This is a genomic window from Maribacter algarum (ex Zhang et al. 2020) (genome assembly GCF_005885635.1).
GTDB classification, from domain to species: Bacteria; Bacteroidota; Bacteroidia; order Flavobacteriales; family Flavobacteriaceae; genus Maribacter_C; species Maribacter_C algarum.
The window spans coordinates 921,941-946,244 of sequence record NZ_VATY01000002.1 but is presented as its reverse complement, the minus strand read 5'-3'; the positions used below and the strand labels follow the sequence as shown (position 1 = coordinate 946,244).

Here is a 24,304-nt window from a genome sequence, read left to right as displayed (position 1 = left end):
TTGTCTATAGTTCAAACGCAGGTATTGATTAGATATTTTGTTGATAAGGGGACTTATCAAAGTGCAACGGATGGTATATCAATTGCACTAAATGAAAGATACACGGTTTAAGTAAACGGTACATCAAACAATACAAATTGTTATCGCACGTTATTTTTATCAGCCCAAAAAAAACAAACCAATGAAAAACCTACTGGCACTTCTAATTAGTATATGTACTATAGTTTCTTGTACTAAAATCGATACTCCCAATGTGATTGATCTCACAAATGAAGATGATCCTACTATCAATATAAATTCGTCAAACGATACAACAACTGATTCGACATCTGACGATGACGCAATCTATGAAGCGCCTTATTCTGGGGCTTATGTAACCTATATTTCGCAAAATTCTGTAACGCTCAATGGTTTTATCAATCATGAAAGTAGAGCGTTTCCGGAAGAGGATTCTTTTAAAACAGGATTTATATTCAGAGGTGTTGATGAAACTGATTCGAGTAATGATCAAATTATCGATTTGGAAGGGGAAGTGCCCTATTTTACAGGTACCTATTCATTTGATTATGCTATTGATTCTTTAGAACCGAATACCACCTATTACTTTGCCTCAGTTACCAAAAATGGGGATTCTGAAAAAATTGATTGGGAATCATTTACGACTTCTGAAATGGCTTGTAACTACGATCAAGACAATTATTACAATAATGATTATGATTTTTGGAAAGATGCCTCGGTACAAATTACTGATGGGGAATGTTGTGGAGAAGGAAGCATAGGTTTCAAGTTTGGCTCTTGGCCCAATACCTTTGAAATTCGATTTAACGAAAAGGACGGCGGTTATCCACAAACAGGACAATATTTTGGTGTAGTTAATGGATTTTCAGGTACTCATATTGAAAAAGACCTGGTATTATCTACCAATCAAGTATGGATTGAATATTATTCTTCAGCCGAAACAGAACTATTTTTGGAAAATGATGGCGAAAGAATCACATTGACATTTTGTAATACCATATTACGAGATGGGTCTATTTTAGAAGGCAAGGTCTCTGTGGCTATTCCTTAGAGTGCCATCTTTTGGTTTAATTACTTACGCGGTAATCAAATAAACACAGGCCAGGGTTAGCGGATGCTTATTTTTCGTAAAAGACGATTTTCTTCCCCATGATGCATCAGCTGGATTCCTGTAATCGTTTCGGACGCGTCTCGTTCAAATTTTAAATGGGTAAAATAGGGGGTCTCACTCGAGAAGGTATCTCCTTGCACATGGGTTAGAGGGATATTTCCAATTCTGTAATTTTTCAGGACCAAAGCACCATTCTCAATTTTTAGATCATACACTACATGAAAGGTCTTATCGATATAGCTGCCTTCATAGTTCTGCAAGGTTGATGCGTTCAAGGTTTTGGACTCATACTTATCAAACGTATAATACTCCGGAAATTCACGGGAGCCGTAATGGAAATAGGGATCCTTCCCTTCTGAAAATTTTAAAAAGTACCAGTTATCTCCGGGAGTCATCATTTGAAACCTATTCTTTTCTATGGGTAATAAAGGGGTAGAGTCCCCATTGGGTCTTACATAGCGTAGGGTATCCCTCTCTAGGGTAATCGTTCTTCGAAAGCCAGCTTCGGCATTCCAGTAGTCACCACAATACTGCGCTAGCGCTTTGTTATCAAGGGATAGCGTTTTAATTTTAGAATAATCAATATTTGAGGGACCCACAAAAAAATCGGGTAAGAGTATCAGCGCAGCTCTGACCGTAACCCAGCCGGTATAGGCCTCACCGGTATTTGCGAATATATAAGAGGAGAATCCTTTATGAACAACTTTTGTTACACTGCTACTAAAACCACCCAAATTGCCGCGCATCCACGATTTATGGGCGCCACTTTCCCAATGGTAGCCAATCTGCCCAAGGGTAGTACCGGTTGATTTGATGGTTTCATCTTGATAATCGAATTCAATCAAGGCATTTAGTTTTTTGACACTTTCTGCTTTAAGCAAGGAAGGGTTATTTAAGTGCTGTTCCCACTTGATGAGATCATCAAGACTTGAATAGATGCTATTGTACCCGAATAAGCACGAGGTGGTTCTTTTTCGCAACAAGACATCATTTTCGCTGGTATACGAAAGCACGGCATTCGCAATGGGCTGGTCAATATGTTCTATGGAGAAGGTATGCAACATGCCCAAGGGTTCAAATAGGTCTTCTTTCATAAAACGCGCAAAGCCTTTACCTGAAACAGACCCGATTACTTCGGCCAATAACAGCATATTGCTTGCAGAATCTTGTGTGCTACTGCCGGGTTCGAACAAAAGATTCTGCTGAGACCGAAGTAGTTTTAGCGCAACATCTTGAGACAGGACTTCATTTGGTTGACCTCCTGCGAGCACATGTAAGCGATGCAAATCATCGATACCACTTGAATGTTGCAAAAGGTCTTTAACTCGAACCTTAGCCATAAAATCAGGCATATCTGTAAGATACCTAGCTATAGGGGTATCTAAAGACAAAAGGCCTTTGTCAATAAGCACAAAGGCTGCTGTAGCCGTTAGATGCGATGATAGTTCGGCTAAAGGAAAAATGGTTGTGGACTTAATAGGTATCTGGTGCTCCACATCGGCAAGTCCGACACATTTTTTATAAACCAGCTCGCCCTTATGCATCACCAAGACGGCAACACCAGGTTTGGTTTGATTGTCCCATCGATTCACCATATTGTTGAACTTCTGTTCTTGGGCAGCAGACAAATTGGAAAAGTTCTGAGAATAGAGGTTGACAAACCCTAAAGAGGTAAACAAAACAATTCCTATTGAAACTTTTACACGATGGAAATTCATAGCTTTATCCTTATATGATACTCCCAATTATAAAAGATTTCGAGATAAAAGAGGTTTGTATTTATACAACCGGAGTACGGATTTATAAGATCGGACGGATTACGCCAATACTGCGCGAACTAAAAGAAAGTTTTAGAAAGGTATTGCTGATGAGGAATTTTTAGGTCTAATTGCTTACTTGGGACGCCACTATTCAAGCTTGTTCGCCTTTTTTTGGGCGGAGACTAGCGGTAGCAGGGGACATGTATCGAATCACTTGTTGCAGACGAACGCTAGGGGGTATAGTACTTTTTATATTAAATCCAAAACTCCATTTTCGGATATTATTTTTTGTTTGATTACTTCTTGGATTCTTGATTTTTCTTGGATTAGCAGTTTTTCGAGTTTGTCTCCATATGAATCATCAATACTTATTTTAAGAGATATTGAACCTCCCTCATTTGTCTTATCAGTTATTCCTTCGAATTTGACCAGTTTATATATTTTACCATAAGATTTTTTGATTCTTTTTTGTTCTTTAAATTCAAAAAGGTCACAGAAAATTTGATTTAAAACGAAAATATGGTTAATTACAATTTTAGACTTATTCTCTTCTTGTTTACTCTCAATGACTTTCTTAATGTTTTCTTGACCCGAAATTATGAAATCAAAAACTTTGAAAATTAAAAGATTGTATACATTTTCATAATCTAATTCAATTAAAATTGAAATGTAGTTTACTAATCCAATGTTTAATTCTTGGTTTTCATTAATAAATAGCTCATATAGTTTTTCATACACCTTTTCTTTATTATCCTTACCCAAACTGGCAATATATTCTGCTGCAAAATATTCTTGTATTGATTTATGAACAAAAGAATAATCAAGACCTTCTTTATTTATTAGGCAAAGAGCTATTAATAGATCATTTAGTAATTTATCATTACTAAATTTTAAAGAAGGAAATCGTTTTTTTATTTTAACCAACTGTTTCCTGAAGTATGTTTTATTGAATATCAACTTGTTTTCAAAAATTGTTAAGAATGAGAAAACATTTAGTACTGTATTAAATTCTTCTCTACTCAAACCACTTTCTCTTTCCCTTTCATAACCTAATTTTGATAAGCTATCATGGGAATTAAATAGAGTTTCGATAACTTGTGAGTAGAAAAGATGTCTTTGTGATGGTAAGGTTGAATATGATTGAAAAGTCAAAATAAACATTGACAATAATAAAGGGTTTTGTAAAAAAGTATCAAACTTATTATCATTGGTTTTCAGGCTAGAAATAATCTTATCCGAAAGAAGTTCTCCTTCTTGATTTGGTAATTGTTGTTCAATGAATTTATAAATATCATTATTGTCCAATCTTTTTACACTTAGGTTTTTAAATAGAGGTAGTAATTCAATATTTACATATGGTCTTGTTGTTATGACATATTTATTATTGCTAAACTTTTCAATGAAAAAATCTATTTCCTTAATTACCTTATATCTCGTAATTGCGTTTAATTCATCAAAACCATCTAATAAAAATACAAAGGCCCCAGATTCGAGAAGTCTATCAGAAAATTTTTCTTCTTTTGCTATCTTCGAAAAACTGAATAGGGTTTTTATGTAACCTTCAAAAGAACCTTCATACTTTTCTAAGTATCTAAGTTCTATTTTAACAGGAATTTTTTTCTTTTCATCTGCAATTTTTACAAATAAATATTTGAGTAGCATACTTTTTCCAGAACCTGCCGAACCAGTGATTGTAATACAATTATTCTGTTTAAATAAATCTTCACCATTAACAATAGTAACAATCTTAGTTGTACCCTTAATAGATTCTGTGTCTTCAAGTTTAATAGGGTAATAAATATCCATTAAATTCACAGGTTCAGACCTATATAATATGGTCTTTACATATAAGCTTCTCTTATATGTATTTACTTGATGTTCTAATAACTTGTTGTTAGCTATTTGGTCTATCTCGGAGCCTATAGATTTCAAGATTTTACTAAGAGGATATTTTAATGCTTCAGTTATAACTTTATCTTTCATCATTTTTTGATATTATTTCAAACAATTGAAAACAGTAATTTACTATTTCCATCTTCTAAAATTCCGATAAACATAGCGCTTTAATTTAAGCAGAAAAACCCTACCAATAAATAACTTATCCATAGTTTTTAACAGTTGTAAATTCTGATACTTGTCAAGTAAAGACTTTACACCGAATTTCCGTTTCCATCTTTCTTAACCAAAGTCAACGAACCGCATACCCATGTCACCCTAGATTTGTCCCCAGAAGACATTGCCAAAATTTTCTTAATAGTTCGTTGCCATGCAACCCTCAACTTTTCGTGATGTCTCTAATTTGGAAAACAACAAACACCTTCATCAATGAAAAAACATTCTAAAAAGCTTCTAGCCCTTGGCTCTTGGCTATTCTTCTTACTCTTAAGTTCATCTGCGCTAGCGCAGAACTATACGCTAAATGGTACGATTACCGACAAAAGTAATGGTGAAACCCTTTTTGGGGCTTCGGTATTCTTAAAGGGCACAACCATTGGGGTTATTACCAACGAATACGGCTTCTATTCGATAACGGCACCTGAGGGCAACTACACCCTGACGATTTCATATTTAGGTTATTCAGAAATCAGTCAGGAGGTTACCCTTTCTAAAAATCAAAAACTCGATTTTGAAATTGCAGAGTTCTCAACGAAACTAGAAGAAGTGGTCGTCACCGCCGACGAACCAGAACGGGCGATTTTAAAAAAGCCTGAAATGAGTACGGTGAAAATGAACATTGCTACCGTAAAACAAATGCCGGTGGTATTGGGCGAGGTTGATATTTTGAAGTCCCTACAAATGCTCCCCGGTGTCACCAACAATGGCGAAGGTTCTGGTGGGTTTCACGTTCGGGGTGGGGCACAAGACCAAAACCTGGTACTGCTCGATGAGGCGATTATATACAATACCTCGCACATGTTTGGTTTCTTTTCGGTCTTTAATGCCGATGCCATCAAAGATGTGAAATTATATAAAGGCGGTATTCCCGCACGCTTTGGGGGTCGAGTGTCTTCGGTATTGGATGTCCGGCAAAAAGATGGTAACAATAAAAAGTTCGCTTTGACCGGGGGTCTCGGTATCATTTCAAGCCGACTAACAGCAGAAGGCCCAATGTTCAATGACAAAGGTTCCTTTTTAATTGCAGGGCGCCGTTCCTATGCCGATTTGATTTTAAAGGCTGCAGGAGAAAAGAATAGTGCTGCTTTCTACGATTTGAACCTAAAGACCAATTACGCTATTAATCAAAACAACAAATTGTTCCTCTCCGGCTATTTTGGTCGTGATAATTTCGAAATTGGAGGTAGTTTTGGGGCCAGCTATGGAAATTCCTCAGGTAACCTGCGTTGGAACCATATTTTTAATGACAAGTTGTTTTCGAACCTATCGGCGATTGTCAGCAAGTATGATTACAAATTAGATCTAAGCCTCGCACAGTTTGATTGGTTGTCCTCTATCAATAACTACAATCTGAAGTATGATTTGAAATACTATTTCAGTGACAAATTTAAACTGGACTTCGGTGCCAGCGGAATCTACTACGATTTTGACCCCGGGCAGATTCGCCCGACTTCGGAGATGTCTCCCGTTAACCCCTTAAAATTGGACCGTAAAAAGGCCTTTGAAAGTGGGGTATACGCCAGTGCAGAACACAAATTGAGTTCAAAACTAACCGCCCAATACGGACTACGCTACAGTGCTTTCTCAAGATTAGGTGGACAACCTTTGACCGATTATGCCAACAATCAACCCGTGGTGTACAATACAAGCTTAGGCATTTACGAACGCGGAACCGCCATTGGGGAAACTAATTACGAAAAGGGAGATGCGATTGCAACCTTTGGTAATTTCGAACCGCGACTGGCCTTGGCCTACGAGTTGAATGAAGTGTCGTCCATAAAAGCAGGATTTTCAAGAGCTGCGCAATACATTCATTTGTTGAGCAACACCTCTTCAGCAACACCTTTGGATGTTTGGACCCCCAGTGGAAAATTTATCAAACCCCAATTGTCCAATCAATATGCACTAGGCTATTTTCGAAACTTTAGGGATAAGGTGTATTCCCTAGAAGCGGAAATCTATTACAAAACGACCGACAACCGTATCGACTATATCGATGGCTCCAATTTAATCGGACAGAATACCATTGAAACTGAAATATTAAATGGCGAATCCAGAGCCTACGGACTCGAATTGCTCCTCCGAAAAAACGAAGGCAAACTCACAGGATGGATAGCCTATACCTTGTCAAAGTCCGAACAACGTACACCTGGTGGATCAGCAGGCGGATTGGGTATCAGCAATGGAGAGTGGTATTACACACCATTTGACCGTACCCATGATATTTCCATATCCGGAGCCTATCGCTTGAATGATAAGTTCAGTTTTGGTGCGAATTTGGTGTTCCAGACAGGAAGGCCAGTTACCTATCCGAACGGACAATATGAGTACGAAGGAATATCCGTCGCGAGCTATTCCGATAGAAACTCCGACCGCTTACCCGCCTATCATCGTTTGGACCTTTCGCTCAATTACAAACCCAATAAGAAACCCAATAAAAGATTGAAGGGGGAGTGGGTACTCGGTATCTATAACGCCTATAGTAGAAAGAATGCCGCTTCGATATCCTTTGGTCAAAATGTAGAAACCGGAGCCAACGAAGCCACGCGAACTGCCATTTTTGGTATTGTTCCTTCCTTAACCTATAACTTTAAATTCTAAGAAAATGAACCGATTTATAAAAACTACAATCCTCCTTTTAAGTATTGCCTTAGCGTCTTGCGAAGATGTTATTGACGTACCCGTACAAACCGGTCCCACCAGACTTGTGGTCGAAGCCTCTCTGGATTGGGAGAAAGGAACCGCGGGAAATGAGCAAAGCATCCGTTTGAGCAATTCCACCGCTTTCTTTGATACCACCAGCAATACCGCAGTTACCGGGGCTTCTGTAAAAGTGACGAATGATTCCAGCGGAGCGGAGTTCGTTTTTGCAGACCTGAATACTGGGGAATATGCAACTTCAAGTTTTGTTCCTGTAATCGGACAGTCCTATACTTTGGAAATCATCCACAACGGAGAAACCTACAGTGCACAGGAAACTTTAATGGGTGTGCCCGATATTACAGAACTGTTTCAAGACACTGCAGACGGTTTTGATGATGAAATATTAGAAGCACATATTGTATTTACAGACCCACCGGAAGAAGGCAACTATTACTTTTTCAGATTCGAAAAACAAGGCGAACTACTCCCTGATTTTGAAGTAGGCGATGATGAATTCGTCAATGGAAACGAAGTGGATTGGTGGTATGAAATTGAAGAAGCTGATGATGAAAATGATGTAAGGCAACCCTTTGCGGCAGGAGATGTATTGGATATTGACATGTATGGCATATCAGAAGCGTATAATAACTATATCACCATCCTTATCGACCAAATCGGTGGCGTCGGAATCTTTGAAGCTACTCCAGTTTCTGTTAAGGGAAATTGTATCAATCTTACGAATCCCGATAACTATGCGCAAGGGTATTTTAGGCTAACCGAGTTCAATAGGACTAGCTATACGTTTGAATGAGCAGAAGTACGAAGTAGGAAGTACGAGGTACAACGTGCGAAGTATTAAGTTTAACTTTGAAGAGACTCGTAGCTCGTACTTCTAACTTCGTACTTTTTACCTTGTATCTTTCATTTCTTCTTCATCGGAAAGACCTTGAAAAATGTAAGACTTCTCCAGATCCATTCCAGTGGGCCGTAATTAAAGTTTTGGAGCCATATTTTGCTCAACCACATTTGAATGGCGATGAGCGCCAAGGCAATCAAAAAGGTGTACACATTTTGCAGTTCGCCGAGGTAACCTAGACCCCATCCGAAGAGTAGTGCCGTACCCACAATGCTTTGTAGCACATAGTTGGTAAGTGCCATTCTGCCATATGGCGCGAATTTAGCCAACCATTTCTCTGGTTTTACTTTTCGATAAAAGATAACAAAAAGGGCAATGTATATGAGAGTCATTGCTAAATTGGCCATATCCATACCTGACAATCCTATCATGCCTAGCCAGCTATTGACATTTCCTTCTTGCCCTATTCCAATAAAGGCCCCTGCCGTGATACTAATGGAGACCACCAATAAGATTATCGAGCCAATTAGCACCTTTTTGGTAAACTTTCGTTCTTCTTTAAAGCGTTTGAAAAATCCTGTTCTCCCTACATATAGGCCAATGAGAAAGAAAGCAAAAGTAAAATAGCCTCTTCCAAAGGCACCGTATTGGTAGTTCATCTTATCGAGATGACCATCCCAACTGTTGGTGGCAAAAACTTCATAAAGACTTCCATTTTTAATCGTTTCGTAATATTCAGTCATTCGAGGAGATTCCATGTCCATCGGGTCTATATCCAAAAAAAGATGTTCCCCATTGGTAAAATAAAAAATGATATATCTACCCAGTCCCAAAAACAAAAGCGCTGCAAATCCCAGTGCCCATTTCGTATTCAATTTATAAAAAGGGATAAGGAATATACCTAGCATGGCATATATGGTCAAGATATCCCCTCTATAAAAAAGACTATGTGCATAACCGATCAGAAGCAAAAGCACCAAACGCCACAGAAATCTTCCACCGTAGGCGATTCCTTTTTTCGCGCCATTGTCCATTTGAATAAAAAAGCTCAATCCGAATAAAAAAGAAAACAAAGCGATAAACTTTCCTCTAAGGAGAATGCCGATGAACCCGTCAATGATTTGATTGCCAATTCCAGAACTAACGGTCTCATAATGGCTCATCGGTGCACCAGCACCAATGTATTGTTCCACCATATGACAGATTAGTATTCCTGCTAAGGCGAAACCACGAAGGGCATCGATAATTTCAATTCTAGGTGATTTTGTTGAAGACATGATTGATGATTTGATTGATGGATATGACGATTTTGATTGGTGAGAAGTTACAAAATAAAATCAGAGTACTTTTTCAAATTAGTTCCCAGACAGAATAGTTAAAACTTCAAACTTCCGACTTCGAACCTCGTACTTCTAGCTTCGTACTTTTCCTTACCACCAAACTACGAAGAACTTTTCGAATTCTGTTTCAGAGGTTTTCATCCAGACCATCGGTGTATTTTCTTTGAGCATGCGAAGATTAATGTCCATCAGTGTTTCGAAGTGACTAGTCCATTGTACATCTTCATGCGGTTCAATAACCCATTGGGCTTTAAAGGGAATATAAAATTCAAAGGATTTAAAATCCGCTGTTTTGAAGTCTTCAAATCGCAACCAATACCCGGTGAAGCATTCAGTGTTCAAGGGTCTAATATTTACGGGGTTGCTTCTATAGGGATCAAAAAGCTGTGCTTTATAACAGGCCTGATGCAAAATTTTAGTATGATCTATATCTTTGTTATGCAAGGCTTTAGACCCTTCGTGTGAATGTAATAATTGGAATTGGTCGTTCTTTATCTTTTCCATCTTCGTAAAGAACATATCACGCCGATTGGGGCCCATCAGTTGATGGATGGGTTCTGATATCTCAGGATTTATGATGTAGAATTTATACGTGAGTTCTACATGAATAAGTTGACGGGTTTGAGTATTCTTTAAAACAAAATCAATTTCGCCAATGGTCCGATTTCCATCTTTTATGGGTAGGTTATGCAGTAGAATTTCATAAGCCTCGGAATGTTCAACAAGTTGTTTGAACACATGTTCCATTTGATGTCCCAATCGGATGCGTTCCGAAATAGCTTTTGGCTGAAAAGTGCTCCAATCGATTTTGGGAAATTCAAATTGTTTAATCCCGAACTGTTCCTTTTGCCAAAGGGGAGGGGTGTTGAGAAATCCAGCACATTGTTTTTGAAGATGTGTTTGTGACATACCAGCACGAATTTACAAGATACGTTTTGGTTTTTGGAATTTGCCATTTGGAATTTGTACCAAGCGTTAAGTTTTCGCTAAAACGCAATACCACTTTTGTTAAAAGCCGTATTTTTATACTATGGCTATGGATATGAGAAAAGGGTTCCGCTTCACCACTTATGAAGCCCCGGAACAAACTCCTTTTGAAAAACTTTTTGATATTTTTCAAGAACTCATCACACACACTTCAGGTGATTTTGATGAGGCTATTGATTGGTTACGTGAATTGGATAAAGAGTATGAACTGACCGACGAGAATTATACTATCGATGATTTTATAGAAGATTTAAAAACCAAAGGATATATTCGCGAAGAGTTTGAAGATGGAGGTGGCGAAATGGACGAAGAAGGTGAGGATGGGGAAGACGGCAATGGCAACGGTACGATTTCTATAACTGCAAAAATGGAACGTATCATTCGCCAAAGGGCATTAGACCAAATTTTCGGAAAACTCAAACGAAGTGGTGCTGGAAATCACAAAACGGGTAAATCAGGACAAGGAGATGAACATACGGGCGATATGCGCGAATACCGCTATGGTGACGATTTAGGGAACATTTCGATGACCGAGAGTTTGAAAAATGCCCAAATCAATCATGGCATTGGAAGTTTTAACCTCAGTGAAGAAGATTTAGTTGTTGAGGACACCCAGTACAAGGCTCAAATGAGCACGGTGTTAATGATTGATATTAGCCATAGTATGATTCTCTATGGAGAAGATAGAATTACGCCAGCAAAGAAAGTGGCCATGGCCTTGGCAGAATTGATTACAACCCGTTACCCAAAAGATACACTTGATATTTTAGTTTTTGGAAATGATGCTTGGCCCATCCCCATTAAAGATTTACCCTATTTAAAAGTAGGTCCGTATCACACGAATACCGTTGCAGGTTTACAATTAGCGATGGATATGCTCCGAAGAAAGCGAAACACCAATAAGCAAATTTTTATGATTACTGATGGAAAACCAAGCTGTTTGAGACTCCCTGATGGAACTTATTATAAAAATAGTGTTGGGCTTGATGACTATATTGTGGAGAAGTGCTATAATATGGCACGTCAGGCACGGAAATTACATATCCCCATCACAACATTTATGATTGCTCAAGACCCCTATTTAATGCAGTTTATACGGCATTTTACAGAAGCAAATAAAGGAAAAGCCTTTTTTACAGGATTAAAGGGATTGGGAGAAATGATTTTTGAGGATTACGAGAATAATAGACGAAAAAGATTGAAGTGATATGGAAAACCATTTTCAGTTATCCGATTTGGAATTCGAAAAACTATTTGAGCGTTGTGAACTAGATCCATCTTTATTTAGTCATGAGGCGCATTTAAGACTCGCATGGATACATATCAGCACATACGGAATTGACGTAGCGGTGTCGAATATACAATCGCAGATAAAGGCTTTTGTAAAGCAGGTCGGAGCGGAAGATAAATACAATGCAACCTTGACAGTTGCCGCTATCAGGGCAGTTTATCATTTTATGCTGAAATCTGAGTCAACTAATTTTAAAGATTTTATTAAGGAATTTCCCAGGCTAAAAAACAATTTTAAAGAACTTATCGATACACACTACGGATTCGATATTTTCAATTCAAAACAAGCTAAAACAGCGTTTTTAGAACCTGATTTATTACCATTTGATTAAAAAATATATGCAATTGAATAAAGAAAAAATCTCCACTTTAGGAGAATTGAAAAAAGCTGGTTACCAAACCAAAAGTATTAAAGACGAACTCAGGGATAATCTTAGAGAACGGATCAAAAATGGAGAAGATTCCTTTACGGGAGTTTGGGGCTACGAGAACTCGGTAATTCCAGAATTGGAAAGAGCAATTTTATCACGTCACAATATCAATTTATTGGGATTGAGGGGTCAAGCTAAAACAAGACTTGCACGATTGATGATTGGCCTTTTGGATGAATGGATTCCCGTAGTGGAAGGATCTGAAATCAATGATGACCCTCTGAAACCCATGTCGCGTTATGCCATGGAGCTCATTAAGGAACAAGGCGATAAGACCCCTATTTCATGGTTACACAGAGACAATCGTTTTTATGAAAAACTGGCTACACCCGATGTGACCGTTGCCGATTTGATTGGCGATGTAGACCCTATAAAAGCTGCGAATCTTAAACTATCATACGCTGATGACCGTGTCATCCACTTTGGAATGATTCCACGAGCGAACCGATGCATTTTTGTCATCAACGAGCTTCCAGATTTACAAGCACGCATTCAGGTTTCTCTTTTCAATATTCTGGAAGAAGGGGATATTCAGATTCGTGGATTCAAATTGCGATTGCCATTAGACTTGCAATTTGTTTTTACTGCAAATCCTGAGGATTATACAAATAGGGGAAGTATCGTTACTCCTTTGAAAGATAGAATCGGATCACAGATTTTAACGCATTATCCAGATGATATTGAAACCGCACGTAAAATCACCGAGCAAGAAGCGAATTTAGATTCTAGACAAACGGATGCCATTTACGTTCCTGATATTGCTAAGGATTTATTGGAACAAATCAGTTTCGAAGCACGAAATAGTGAATACGTTGATGCCAAAAGTGGTGTTAGTGCAAGAACAAGCATAACGGCATTTGAAAACCTTCTAAGTACTGCAGAACGCAGAGCTTTGTTGTCTGGAGCAGATTCCACAATGGTACGATTAAGTGATTTCTTAGGCGTGATTCCTGCAATCACAGGTAAAATTGAGCTGGTATATGAAGGAGAACAGGAGGGAGCCGATGGTGTAGCAGCCATTTTGATTGATGATGCCGTGAAGTCTCTATTTCCGGAATACTTCCCGAAAATCAATAAACTGGAGCGCAAAGATGAAGAAACTCCGTACGATGAATTGTTACATTGGTTTTTTCAAGGTGAAGGTTTTGAATTACTAGATGACTTCACTGATGAAGAGTACAAAAGAACCTTAGATAGTATTCCTGAGTTAAATCAACTGTTGAAAGAACATCAGCCAGATTTTCCAAAGAAAGATGCCTATTTCTTGAAAGAAATCGTCTTATGGGGATTAGTCGCTCATAAGAAATTGAGTAAAAATAGATTCTCGGAAGGCTACCAGTTTAAAGACCTCTACGGCAGTTTTATAAACGGACTATAAATCAAAAAGCCCCTGCAAACAACAACAGGGGCTTTCTTTTTCATAGCTTAAAATTAATTTAAACTTGGTAAGCAGGTAGATTGAAAATAAACGAACTACCTTCTTTAGGTTTACTTAATACTGTAATCGTGGTATCGTGTAATTCCATGATTTTTTTAACGATTGCAAGACCTAATCCAGATCCCTGCTTTTTGGCGCTTTCATCAACTTGTTTATAACGGTCAAAAATAAAAGGTTGTTCGTTTACAGGAATTCCAGTTCCCGTATCGGTAATGTTTATTTCAACATTCTTACCCTTTTTTGACAATGAAAGTGTAACCTTACCCTTGGGTTCGGTATATTTTATGGCATTCTCAATAAGATTTTGCAATGCTCTCTCTACCAAGCTGACATCCGCAAAAACCATATTGTTTTCTTTTGGATTGTCCAATTGTAATTCTATCTGCTTCTGTTCCGCCAATACTTTGAATTTGGCAATAAGATCGTGCGAAAGCTCAGTAATTGAAAAAGGTTCTTTTACTGGTGTAACCTGTTCAGCCTCCAATTTTGAATATTCAAATAACTGATTAATAAGCTTTGAAAGCTTGTCGACGTTATCATGTGTTATTTGAAGGTATTCCTGTTTTTCAGCTTCAGTTAATGATTCTCTTTTTATCTGAAGGGTTTCAATATATCCTTTCAGAATTGCTAGAGGAGTTCTCAAATCGTGTGAAACGTTTGCAATCAGTTCTCTTCGCAATAAATCTACGGATTGCATTTTATCAATATTTCCCGTAATTGTATCGGCCATTTCATTAAAAGAATTTGCAAATATTGAGATATCCGATGAATCCGGGTTCTCAATACGAGCGGTTAAATCACCTTCGTTAAAACGACGTACTGTACTCGTAATAACACGAAGGTTTTTCGTCAAAAACCATATGGCCAAAAGCCCTATGAGTGCCGCGAAAATAGTGGTGAGTAAGGTTGCGCCGAGTCCGAGACGCGCAAAATACTGCCCCATCAGAGTACTACTAACTTCCTGAAACCGCTTTCCTGCGAGAATAATATAAATAAAACCGTTTCTACCATCTACGGAATAAGGCGCTGCAGAAAATATTTTTTGTTCACCAGGAGATCTCGGATCATCACCTAATATGAAATTTTCTCCTTTGTCAGCGATGAAAGAGTCAATCGGCCCTAAGGAAACACTTTTAGTAGCATCCTGGTCATTAGGATCAAGTACTACGGAATATAAAATTTCACCTCCTTCATTCAAAAGATAAACTTCAATTCCTCGATTTACGGCCATCATATCGTGCATCAAATCACCAAAAAGGGGCTTGTTGACACTGCCGTCTTCTAAAAAAGGGGAGGCGTTTTGAAACTTTTCAGCGATAACATGATTAGCCACTTCGGCATTGAGACGCTGGGTCGTTTCTTGATTATGCTTATTGGCGAAATAGCCCGTGATACCTATATAGGATATCCCCATCATTAAGACCAATACAATGAAAGCCAGCCATAATTTCTTAACTAGTTTTGGAGTAAGTGTTTTTGGTGTTGTGCTCATACGGCAATGTCTTCATTAAACTTATATCCTACACCCCAAGTGGTCAATATATAGGTTGGGTTTGCCATATCTGATTCGATTTTGGCACGTAATCTATTGATATGTGAATTTACAGTGTGCTCATAACCTTCAAAATTGTAGCCCCAAATCATATCTAATAGTTCAGTTCTACTGTAATTCCTTCCGGGATTTGATGCCATTAGCACTAAAAGCTCAAATTCCTTAGGTGAGAGTTCAACCTTTTTATCATCCAAAACTACCTTTCTACGGTCTATATCAATAAGCAAACCTTCGGCAGATATTGCAGAAGAATTTTGTTTGTCCATCTTTGTGGAATCGGTTCTTCGCATCACTGCTTTAACTCGAGCAAGTAATTCTCTAATGCTAAAAGGTTTGGTGATATAATCATCCGCGCCCATTTCCAATCCTAAGACACGATCAATTTCTTCTGATTTAGCGGTGAGCATTATAATAGGGGTGTTCTTTTTCTCCCTTAACCTTTTACAAATAGTAACACCGTCCAAAGTAGGCAGTGTAAGATCGAGTAAAATAAGGTCATAATCGTTTTCCAACGCCATGCGGAGCCCAACTTCTCCGTCCATCGCTTTTGAGGTGGAATAAATAAGGTCGGTGAGATGTATCTCCAGTAATTTTATGATTTCTGGATCATCTTCTATGATAAGTATTTGTTTCATAATTAATAAGTTACGAAAGAAGTTAAAAAGTATCACATAAATATCACGGACAATTCAAAAAAAATAAATATTAAAAATTATCTGTGAACAGCTTTGTTCTTTGGTTCTGTTTCGAGAAATAACCTTCTACTAGTCGAAAGTATCACAAAACCCTAACAGGATTTGCACTAAAGTTTATGATTTCGTGACTTTTCCCTGATAATATATGGCTTAGTTTGTTTAGATAATCTAAAAAATGAAAAAGATGGAAAAAAAATTACTATTAATTAATGATGCGAACAAAAGCCCTCAAAGGATATACTGGCCTTTGTTTGCACTTATTTGTATGGCATTGTTCTTGGGGCAATCTGTTCATGCAAATGATGCGCTCTTTACGATTGATGGCGGTACCATTACAGGAGGACCCTTCGAATTTTGCGTTGGTGATGGCCAAGCCGACCATGTGTCGGGAATTCAACTTGAATGCAACAATACCGAAAACTCTCAGTGGGTTGTTACCGATTTGGATGGAAAAATATTGGGCTTACCGCCAAATCCGGAAGCTGTAAACTTTGATGGCGCCGGTGCTGGAGTTTGTCTGATTTGGCATCTGAGCTATGCAGCAGGTCTTGAAGGACTTGATGCAGGAAACAATGTATCAGCGCTGAAAGGGGAGTTCGACTTTTCAAATGAAATTAGAGTATACCGAAATCAACCTGATGGAGGTACGCTAGTAGGTGGGCCTTACAACTTTGTCGTTGATGGTACACCCGATATGGTATCTGGTATTTCCTTGACGGGAAAAAGGTCAGGTAAGAACAGCACATGGGTAATTACGGATGATCAAGGAAAGATTTTAGGTATCCCACCAAGTTTAGAAGCTGTTGAAGGTGTAAACTTCGATGGTGCTGGTGCCGGAACATGTTTCATCTATCATTTACGATATGAGGACGGACTCACTGGACTAGAAGCAGAAGCTAACCTTGGTAACCTGGAAGGCTGCTTTGATTTGTCAAATGGAGTAGAGGTTATTCGTTCTGAAGGAGTAATGGTAGAAGCTGGAGAAATCGTTGGTGGTCCATTTGAGTTCTGTGTAGATGGTTCACCCGATATGGTTTCAGGTCTTTCATTGACTGGAGACCGCGTTGGAACCAACAGTTCTTGGGTGATTACTGATGATCAAGGAAAGATCCTTGGTTTGCCACCAACACTGGAGGCAGTGGAAGGAGTTGACTTTGATGGTGCAGGAGCTGGAACTTGTTTGATCTGGTACTTACGTTATGAGGATGGACTGGAAGGTGCTGAAATGGGAATGAACGCCCATGACCTGAAAGGAACGTTCGATTTATCGAACCCCGTAGAAGTGGTACGTAGGGAGACCGAAGGGGGAACCCTCGTAGGAGGACCGTTCTACTTTACGGTTGATGGTACGCCGGATATGGTATCTGGAATTGAATTAACAGGAAGAAGAGCTGGAACCAACAGTATCTGGGTCATTACCGATGAGGACAGGAACATCCTGGGAACCCCTCCGTCTTTGGCGGCAGTAGAAGGAGTCGATTTTGACGGTGCAGGAGCTGGTACTTGCTTTATCTATCACTTGCGTTATGAGGACGGACTTACCGGATTGGAAGCAGAGGGCAACCTCGGTAACCTTGAAGGTTGTTTCGATTTGTCAAATAGAGTAGAGGTAAACAGATTAAGTGCACCGCAAGCCGGTGAGATCGTCGGCGGACCTTTCGAATTCTGTGTAGATGGTACACCAGATATGGTTTCAGGTCTTTCATTGACCGGAGACCGTGCAGGGAGCATGCGCTCTTGGGTAATTACTGATGACCAGGGCAAGATATTAGGTCTTCCCCCGACACTGGAGGCAGTGGAAGGTGTGAACTTCGACGGTGCAGGAGCTGGAACTTGTTTGATCTGGTATTTACGATATGAAGAAGGTCTTGAAGGCTTGGCACCAGAGATGAACGCCCATGACCTGAAAGGAACGTTCGATTTATCGAACCCCGTAGAGGTGGTACGTAGGGAGACCGAAGGGGGAACCCTCGTAGGAGGACCGTTCTACTTTACGGTAGATGGTACGCCGGATATGGTATCTGGAATTGAATTAACAGGAAGAAGAGCAGGATCCAATAGTATCTGGGTCATTACCGATGAGGACAGGAACATCCTGGGAACCCCTCCGTCTTTAGCAGCAGTAGAAGGTGTTGATTTTGACGGTGCAGGAGCGGGTACTTGCTTTATCTATCACTTGCGTTATGAGGACGGACTTACCGGATTGGAAGCAGAGGGCAACCTCGGTAACCTTGAAGGTTGTTTCGATCTATCGAACAGAGTAGAGGTAAACCGTTTAGCAGCTCCAGAAGCTGGAGAAATCGTTGGCGGACCTTTCGAATTCTGTGTAGATGGTACACCCGATATGGTTTCAGGTCTTTCATTGACAGGTAATCGCGTTGGAACCAACAGTTCTTGGGTGATTACTGATGATCAAGGAAAGATCCTTGGTTTGCCACCAACACTGGATGCAGTGGAAGGTGTGAACTTCGATGGAGCTGGAGCTGGTACTTGTTTGATCTGGTACTTACGTTATGAGGATGGACTGGAAGGTGCTGAAATGGGAATGAACGCCCATGACCTCAAAGGAACGTTCGATTTATCGAACCCCGTAGAAGTGGTACGTAGGGAGACCGAAGGGGGAACCCTCGTAGGAGGACCGTTCTACTTTACGGTTGATGGTACGCCGGATATGGTATCTGGAATTGAATTAACCGGAAGAAGGGCCGGTACAAATAGTATCTGGGTCATTACCGATGAGGACAGGAACATCCTGGGAACCCCTCCGTCTTTGGCGGCAGTAGAAGGAGTAGATTTCGACGGTGCAGGAGCGGGTACTTGCTTTATCTATCACTTGCGTTATGAGGACGGACTTACCGGATTGGAAGCAGAGGGCAACCTCGGTAACCTTGAAGGTTGTTTCGATTTGTCAAATAGAGTAGAGGTGATACGTTCAGAAGAGGTAATGGTAGAAGCTGGAGAAATCGTTGGAGGACCTTTCGAGTTCTGTGTAGATGGTACACCCGATATGGTTTCAGGTCTTTCATTAACTGGAGACCGCGTTGGAAGTATGAGTTCTTGGGTAATCACCGATGATCAAGGAAAGATTCTTGGTCTGCCTCCAACACTGGAAGCAGTTGAAGGAGTTGACTTTGACGGTGCAGGAGCTGGTACATGCTTGATTTGGTATTTGCGTTATGAGGAAGGTCTTAAAGGGCTAGCACCAGACCTAAATGCAAATGACCTGAAAGGAAACTTTGACCTTTCCAATCCAGTGAGCGTGGTTCGCATAGTTACTGAAGGGGGTACACTCGTTGGAGGACCGTTCGAATTTGTTGTCGACGATGAAGTTGATAATGTTTCTGGAATAGAACTAACAGGAGAACGTTCTGGAACCAACAGCACATTTGTTATCACTGATGACCAAGGGAAGATTCTTGGACTACCTCCAACTATGGAAGCTGTAGAAGGTGTAGACTTCAATGCTGCTGGAGTAGGTACTTGTTTGATATGGTACCTGCGTTACGAAGATGGCTTAGTTGGTCTCGAACCCGATTTAAATGCCAACGATTTACAAGGTTGCTTCGACTTGTCAAATGCAATTGAAGTAGTTCGTTTGGAAGAAACCAGCGTAGGCGGAAAATCCAGTGCGACTGTATTTCCTTTACCAGCCAGTGATATATTGAATGTTTCCTTAAAGTCATTTGGAAATAGCGATGTTCAAGTCAACATGGTAGATTTAGCAGGAAATTCTGTTAAAAGAGACATTCAGAAAGTCGTACAGAAAGGTATCTCTCTAGATATTCAATCTGTGCCTTCAGGATTGTACATTCTGAATATATCAAATGGAGAAGGCAAATTCGTTTCGAAAAAAGTGATAATTAGGTAGTTCTAGTATTGTTTAGTGTTGAAAACACCTTAGGCTAAACTCTAAGGTGTTTTTTTTATGCTTTTTTAAAATCCAAATGAAATCATAATACTTCTAACGGAACTATAAACAATTCTCTCGTAAAGTTTATTTCTTCGTGATTCACCTGTTACTTCATGGCCGTTAATTTGTGGTGTTAAATAAAAACAACATAAATAATTATTATGAAAAAAGTAAATTTTGTTAAGAGTGCACTAGCAGCTTTGCTAGTAATAGGTTTAATGTCATGTGAAAATGATGATACTCCAAATTTAATTGCTGAAGAACAGCAAGAGGAACAACCCCAAGAACAACCTATGACAACTGAGGAAGTATCAGTCGTAATTAATGAGGTTAGATATCAAGGAGAGGATACAATTGAAATTCTAAACAATGGAACAGGAAGCTTAGATTTGGCTGACTATTGGCTATGTCTTGGTCCTGGTCAATATGTTCAGATAGGAACGCTTACTCCTATTAGCGGGAGTATTGAATTGGCTTCTGCGGAATATCTTGTTGTTAGCTATGGTCTACCTGATGATGAAGGCGGGTTAGGTCTTTACAACACAAATGAGTTTACCAATCCAGATGCCCTTGTTGATTTCGTACAATGGGGAGCTGCTGGAAGCGCTAGAGAGAATGTAGCTGTTACTGCAGGTCAATGGGTTGCTGGAGATTTTGTCGCGGTTGTTGGAAGTCCAAACAATTCAATTGCTTATGATGGCGAAGGAGATGTAGCTACCGACTGGAACGAAACCACTACTTTGACCTTCGGTGCGGTTAACCAAATCACCGAATTCGTAACAAGCAGTTTTAATGTGACCATTACAAACATTATCAACTATTTAGCAGTACAGGTATTCAATACACCTGACGGGGCAGATACTCCAGGACCAGTTGCAAATCAAAACGGTTCTTATTGGTTTGATTTTCAAGCTACACCAGGAACCAAGTTGAGTTTTGCAACGATGCAAGTAGTTTCAAATGACTGGTTTTACGCTCCTGCAGGTGTAGGTGTTAATTTATTTGAAAATGGAAATCCTGTTACAGGAGATATTACAAATCAAATCTATTTATGGGATTCGGGAACGGAAGAAGAAGATCCTGCGACCATTACATCTGTTCCCGGTGGTGCTGAAGCGGGCGAACCTGATGATGACAATACTGTTAGAATAATAACGACGGATGTTACATCAATGGTAAAAGTTACCTTGGAATATGATGAAAATACAAGAACATTCCGATTATTAATTAAAAACCTAAGAGGTGCAATGGATGCAAATGAACCGGTAATTTTAGCGCCAGGTATCGCTGTGGTTCACGCATTAGACAATCCTTTATTTACAGAAGGTGAGGCTGAGAGAGAACTAGGCTTAGCAAAAATTGCTGTACAAGGAGACCCTTCCGATTTATATGGATGGTTTACTGAAACAGGGAGTACAGGCGCTCCATTACGATTATCTTCTTCGTACAGTGTATTTGCGCCAGCAGTGGTTTATGCTTTCGATGCTGAAAGTGATCCAGTGTTCACTCAAGGAGAAGCTGCAGTTCCTGGAAGCGGAATCGAAGAAAGTGCGGAGGATGGAAACAATCAAATCATTTTTGATTACATCAATACTACTTTAGGAATTCCTGTTGCTAAAAGTAATGAGGCCATGCCGATAGCCCCGGGCCAGAGTTTTACATTTACTTTAGAAGATGTTCCTGCGGGGTATAAATTCGGTTATAATACAATGCTCGTAAACACAAACGATTGGTTCTTAGCCTATAATAATGCTGGCTATCCATTGTTTGATTCGAATGGAACACCAAAAAGTGGAAATGGTGCGACTGAAAAATCATATCTATATGATGCTGGTACAGAAGTAGACCAAGTAATTGGATTCGGAGCTGACCAGCCTATGAGACAAGTAGGGCCTAACACCGGTGCAGCAGATGAGAATACATCAATTCGAAGAGTTTCCGAGCTTGAAGATATTCAATTTGGAAAAGGCGTGATTTCTTCTCCTGCCGGTGTAGTTGGCTATGCAGACCCTAGAGGTGGGTACAACTTGGTTAAAGTAACTATAACGGTAAATTAAGGTTTAGGTTGGTGTTTGTTTTGTTTAGATGAAAATGCCCTATGAATTTCTTCATAGGGCATTTTGTTTTGACTGTAACTAAATTATTTATTCCCAAGAATCGATATGATTCATATCATCGAAATTATATGCTCCAACACGGTCCTTTCTATATTTAAAAAGCAAAAGGGTAGTACCTATGAGCAATAAATAGCATATCATAAGTAATATACCGATAGGTAAAAAAGCGCCTGGCAACAAATGAAACTCATAGTCCCAGTAAGTTGATAATATGTATATGCTCTCAAAAGCCTTATAAACATAAACTAGGAAAATAATATAAAGTACATATTCTAAATTCCGCATTTGAGGATCTGTCATTTCATCCTCTTTTATTTTAAACCAGAGTACATATAGAAATATGAAATGGCCAACACTCAAAATTGGAAAAATATAATTCGCCGGCTTAAAAAAGTAAAATTGGCTAGTATATGGTCCATAAAAGTTAAAAATAATCAGTAAAACCAATATAAATATTGATAGTATATACGTACGTTTTAAAGTAAATAATTTTAAGATAGACTTCATTATATAGGACCTTCGGGGGTTTAAATGATTCCCATTTGGTGGTAAAGAACGCAACTCAACTCTGTTTTATTTAAAAAATTCGATGAAGCGCAACGAATGTTGGGTATTGCTCTAAATACGTTGTGAAACGATTCTTATTTGTTTAGATTTCATATTGATAATTCTATGAAATCCAATTACGCTCGGAGGCAATTTTAGTTATTATTAGTAATAGACCAGCAATGACAATTACAAGAATCGGCATAATTGTTCCTTGAAACATATCGAAAACTTCCGTGGCATTTGTCCGAAAGAAATAGTAAATCGTTCTAGATATTACTGCTATGATTGATAACCAAAATAAGGGTTTGGCCCATTTTTTACGCAATAAAAGGGCAATACAACCCAAAGCACCAGCAAAAACCGCAATGGCATATGCACCAGTAACCCATGCTGGTTGGTTTTCAAAAATACTTTTCTGCGCCTCTGTAAAGGCCGCCATCATTTCATCTTTCATGTAAGCATCTGCGAGATATGCTCCTACACCCATTAAATTCCACAGCAGGGCTAAAACACTTACAATCCAAAACCAAACAGGTGGCTTTGTTTTTACATTAGTTGACATATTGAATTGGTTTAGTTGATTCGTTTTTTAAATTACAAAAATTTTCTTTTGTCGCCGCACCAATTTTATATCTAGTTTTGACAAACATCCATAAACCATATGTCTTAAGAATGCAAAGGAGACGTTTTTACTATCTAATACGGTTACAATATTTGGGCTTTCGCTATAGTGGTTGGCAAAAGCAGCCTGAACAGAAGACTATAGAGCAAATGCTCTTAAAAACCTTAAAATATATTACATCAGGCGTGAATTTTAAGATTCTTGGCGCTGGTCGTACCGATGCCAAAGTTTCTGCTCTCGACGCTGCATTCGAACTTTTTATCGATGAACCCATTTCAGATTTGAATGGGTTTCAAAAACTTTTCAATAAGAACCTGCCGCCCGACATAAGGATTACAGGTATTTCAGAAACAAATGAAAAGTTTAATATTATCCAAAACAGTAAGGTGAAAGAGTATGCGTATTTGTTTTCCTTTGGAGCAAAAAACCATCCGTTTGCTGCCCCTTTTATTGCGAATCTCATCGATGAATTGGATATTGATCTAATGATGAAGGCTGCTAAATTATTTGAAGGGGAGCATGATTTTTCAAGCTATACGGCACGTATTCAAGAAAATACACAATCCATTCGACGACTAGAGCTTTGTGAAATCCGTCCAAATAGAATTCTTCACGCTAACTTTTTTCCTAAAACTTCATACGTATTGCATGTAAAAGGAAAGGGATTTATGCGGTATCAAATTCGCATGATGATGGGAGCTTTGATACAGCTAGGCAAGGGAGAACTTTGTATTTCAGATATTGAAAATTCTCTTCTGAATAATAATTCAATGCAACTAAACTATGTGGCACCAGGCTCGGGACTATTGCTAAACGAGCTTCATTTTGAACATTAGCCTCTTGTAGTCTTGGTAATTTTTGTAAATTGTT

Annotated in this window: 17 protein-coding genes; 9 read left to right on the top strand and 8 right to left on the bottom strand. The window is 39.0% G+C overall.

The window, feature by feature from the left end; translation table 11 throughout:
- Positions 1–181: 181 nt before the first annotated feature.
- Positions 182–1,069 carry a hypothetical protein gene (locus tag FEE95_RS13015; RefSeq protein WP_138658402.1) on the top strand — a complete coding sequence of 296 codons (888 nt, stop codon included), beginning with the start codon at positions 182–184 and terminating at the stop codon, positions 1,067–1,069.
- 56 nt (positions 1,070–1,125) lie between these two features.
- Here FEE95_RS13015 and FEE95_RS13010 read toward each other — a convergent pair whose 3' ends face one another.
- Positions 1,126–2,847 (bottom strand): serine hydrolase domain-containing protein, encoded by a 1,722-nt coding sequence (locus FEE95_RS13010; RefSeq protein ID WP_138658400.1) that lies wholly within the window; start codon positions 2,845–2,847, stop codon positions 1,126–1,128.
- 291 nt (positions 2,848–3,138) lie between these two features.
- Positions 3,139–4,875 carry an NACHT domain-containing protein gene (locus FEE95_RS13005; RefSeq protein ID WP_138658398.1) on the bottom strand — a complete coding sequence of 579 codons (1,737 nt, stop codon included), beginning with the start codon at positions 4,873–4,875 and terminating at the stop codon, positions 3,139–3,141.
- 339 nt (positions 4,876–5,214) lie between these two features.
- Here FEE95_RS13005 and FEE95_RS13000 point away from each other — a divergent pair, with 339 nt between their 5' ends.
- Both FEE95_RS13000 and FEE95_RS12995 read left to right on the top strand, forming a co-directional pair.
- Positions 5,215–7,605, top strand: a complete 2,391-nt coding sequence (locus FEE95_RS13000) for a TonB-dependent receptor (protein ID WP_138658396.1) — start codon at positions 5,215–5,217, stop codon at positions 7,603–7,605.
- Positions 7,606–7,609: 4 nt separating this feature from the next.
- Positions 7,610–8,458: a DUF4249 domain-containing protein gene (locus FEE95_RS12995; protein ID WP_138658395.1), complete on the top strand. Its 849-nt coding sequence runs from the start codon at positions 7,610–7,612 to the stop codon at positions 8,456–8,458.
- 110 nt (positions 8,459–8,568) lie between these two features.
- Here the strand turns inward: FEE95_RS12995 and FEE95_RS12990 are convergent, their stop codons facing one another.
- Entirely contained in the window at positions 8,569–9,780 is a 1,212-nt protein-coding gene (locus FEE95_RS12990) for a DUF418 domain-containing protein (protein ID WP_138658393.1), read from the bottom strand.
- A 153-nt stretch (positions 9,781–9,933) separates the two neighbouring features.
- Complete coding sequence (locus FEE95_RS12985; RefSeq protein ID WP_138658391.1) at positions 9,934–10,752, bottom strand: DUF1853 family protein; 819 nt, start codon at positions 10,750–10,752, stop codon at positions 9,934–9,936.
- A 121-nt stretch (positions 10,753–10,873) separates the two neighbouring features.
- Here FEE95_RS12985 and FEE95_RS12980 point away from each other — a divergent pair, with 121 nt between their 5' ends.
- Genes FEE95_RS12980 through FEE95_RS12970 form a run of 3 tightly spaced genes read left to right on the top strand, consistent with a single transcriptional unit; the run spans position 10,874 to position 13,929 of the window.
- Entirely contained in the window at positions 10,874–12,037 is a 1,164-nt protein-coding gene (locus FEE95_RS12980) for a vWA domain-containing protein (RefSeq protein WP_138658389.1), read from the top strand.
- A gap of 1 nt (position 12,038) precedes the next feature.
- Positions 12,039–12,452: a hypothetical protein gene (locus FEE95_RS12975; protein WP_138658387.1), complete on the top strand. Its 414-nt coding sequence runs from the start codon at positions 12,039–12,041 to the stop codon at positions 12,450–12,452.
- Between the two features lie 7 nt (positions 12,453–12,459).
- Positions 12,460–13,929 carry a MoxR family ATPase gene (locus tag FEE95_RS12970; RefSeq protein ID WP_138658386.1) on the top strand — a complete coding sequence of 490 codons (1,470 nt, stop codon included), beginning with the start codon at positions 12,460–12,462 and terminating at the stop codon, positions 13,927–13,929.
- Positions 13,930–13,987: 58 nt separating this feature from the next.
- Here the strand turns inward: FEE95_RS12970 and FEE95_RS12965 are convergent, their stop codons facing one another.
- Together FEE95_RS12965 and FEE95_RS12960 are read right to left on the bottom strand one after the other, a co-directional pair.
- Positions 13,988–15,481 carry a sensor histidine kinase gene (locus tag FEE95_RS12965; protein ID WP_138658384.1) on the bottom strand — a complete coding sequence of 498 codons (1,494 nt, stop codon included), beginning with the start codon at positions 15,479–15,481 and terminating at the stop codon, positions 13,988–13,990.
- The gene (locus FEE95_RS12960) at positions 15,478–16,176 is read right to left on the bottom strand and encodes a response regulator transcription factor (protein ID WP_138658382.1); all 699 of its coding nucleotides are present in this window, start codon (positions 16,174–16,176) and stop codon (positions 15,478–15,480) included. The genes FEE95_RS12965 and FEE95_RS12960 overlap by 4 nt, the downstream gene beginning before the upstream one ends.
- 244 nt (positions 16,177–16,420) lie before the next feature.
- Between FEE95_RS12960 and FEE95_RS12955 the strand changes: the two genes are divergently transcribed.
- Both FEE95_RS12955 and FEE95_RS12950 read left to right on the top strand, forming a co-directional pair.
- Positions 16,421–20,104: a T9SS type A sorting domain-containing protein gene (locus tag FEE95_RS12955; protein WP_138658380.1), complete on the top strand. Its 3,684-nt coding sequence runs from the start codon at positions 16,421–16,423 to the stop codon at positions 20,102–20,104.
- A 203-nt stretch (positions 20,105–20,307) separates the two neighbouring features.
- The gene (locus tag FEE95_RS12950) at positions 20,308–22,203 is read left to right on the top strand and encodes a spondin domain-containing protein (RefSeq protein WP_138658379.1); all 1,896 of its coding nucleotides are present in this window, start codon (positions 20,308–20,310) and stop codon (positions 22,201–22,203) included.
- An 87-nt stretch (positions 22,204–22,290) separates the two neighbouring features.
- Here the strand turns inward: FEE95_RS12950 and FEE95_RS22335 are convergent, their stop codons facing one another.
- Both FEE95_RS22335 and FEE95_RS12940 read right to left on the bottom strand, forming a co-directional pair.
- A complete protein-coding gene (locus FEE95_RS22335; RefSeq protein ID WP_238474571.1) occupies positions 22,291–22,563 on the bottom strand; it encodes a hypothetical protein in 273 nt (90 codons plus the stop codon).
- Between the two features lie 370 nt (positions 22,564–22,933).
- The gene (locus FEE95_RS12940) at positions 22,934–23,374 is read right to left on the bottom strand and encodes a hypothetical protein (protein WP_138658375.1); all 441 of its coding nucleotides are present in this window, start codon (positions 23,372–23,374) and stop codon (positions 22,934–22,936) included.
- Between the two features lie 110 nt (positions 23,375–23,484).
- On the opposite strand from FEE95_RS12940, the gene truA reads away from it, so the two are divergent.
- Positions 23,485–24,270 carry a tRNA pseudouridine(38-40) synthase TruA gene (gene truA / locus FEE95_RS12935; protein ID WP_138658373.1) on the top strand — a complete coding sequence of 262 codons (786 nt, stop codon included), beginning with the start codon at positions 23,485–23,487 and terminating at the stop codon, positions 24,268–24,270.
- Positions 24,271–24,304 lie beyond the last annotated feature (34 nt).

Coding starts and splice junctions, on each gene's coding strand:
- FEE95_RS13015 (WP_138658402.1), top strand. CDS start 182: ATGAAAAACCTACTGGCACTTCTAATTAGTATATGTACTATAGTTTCT.
- FEE95_RS13010 (WP_138658400.1), bottom strand. CDS start 2,847: ATGAATTTCCATCGTGTAAAAGTTTCAATAGGAATTGTTTTGTTTACC.
- FEE95_RS13005 (WP_138658398.1), bottom strand. CDS start 4,875: ATGATGAAAGATAAAGTTATAACTGAAGCATTAAAATATCCTCTTAGT.
- FEE95_RS13000 (WP_138658396.1), top strand. CDS start 5,215: ATGAAAAAACATTCTAAAAAGCTTCTAGCCCTTGGCTCTTGGCTATTC.
- FEE95_RS12995 (WP_138658395.1), top strand. CDS start 7,610: ATGAACCGATTTATAAAAACTACAATCCTCCTTTTAAGTATTGCCTTA.
- FEE95_RS12990 (WP_138658393.1), bottom strand. CDS start 9,780: ATGTCTTCAACAAAATCACCTAGAATTGAAATTATCGATGCCCTTCGT.
- FEE95_RS12985 (WP_138658391.1), bottom strand. CDS start 10,752: ATGTCACAAACACATCTTCAAAAACAATGTGCTGGATTTCTCAACACC.
- FEE95_RS12980 (WP_138658389.1), top strand. CDS start 10,874: ATGGCTATGGATATGAGAAAAGGGTTCCGCTTCACCACTTATGAAGCC.
- FEE95_RS12975 (WP_138658387.1), top strand. CDS start 12,039: ATGGAAAACCATTTTCAGTTATCCGATTTGGAATTCGAAAAACTATTT.
- FEE95_RS12970 (WP_138658386.1), top strand. CDS start 12,460: ATGCAATTGAATAAAGAAAAAATCTCCACTTTAGGAGAATTGAAAAAA.
- FEE95_RS12965 (WP_138658384.1), bottom strand. CDS start 15,481: ATGAGCACAACACCAAAAACACTTACTCCAAAACTAGTTAAGAAATTA.
- FEE95_RS12960 (WP_138658382.1), bottom strand. CDS start 16,176: ATGAAACAAATACTTATCATAGAAGATGATCCAGAAATCATAAAATTA.
- FEE95_RS12955 (WP_138658380.1), top strand. CDS start 16,421: ATGGAAAAAAAATTACTATTAATTAATGATGCGAACAAAAGCCCTCAA.
- FEE95_RS12950 (WP_138658379.1), top strand. CDS start 20,308: ATGAAAAAAGTAAATTTTGTTAAGAGTGCACTAGCAGCTTTGCTAGTA.
- FEE95_RS22335 (WP_238474571.1), bottom strand. CDS start 22,563: ATGACAGATCCTCAAATGCGGAATTTAGAATATGTACTTTATATTATT.
- FEE95_RS12940 (WP_138658375.1), bottom strand. CDS start 23,374: ATGTCAACTAATGTAAAAACAAAGCCACCTGTTTGGTTTTGGATTGTA.
- truA (WP_138658373.1), top strand. CDS start 23,485: ATGCAAAGGAGACGTTTTTACTATCTAATACGGTTACAATATTTGGGC.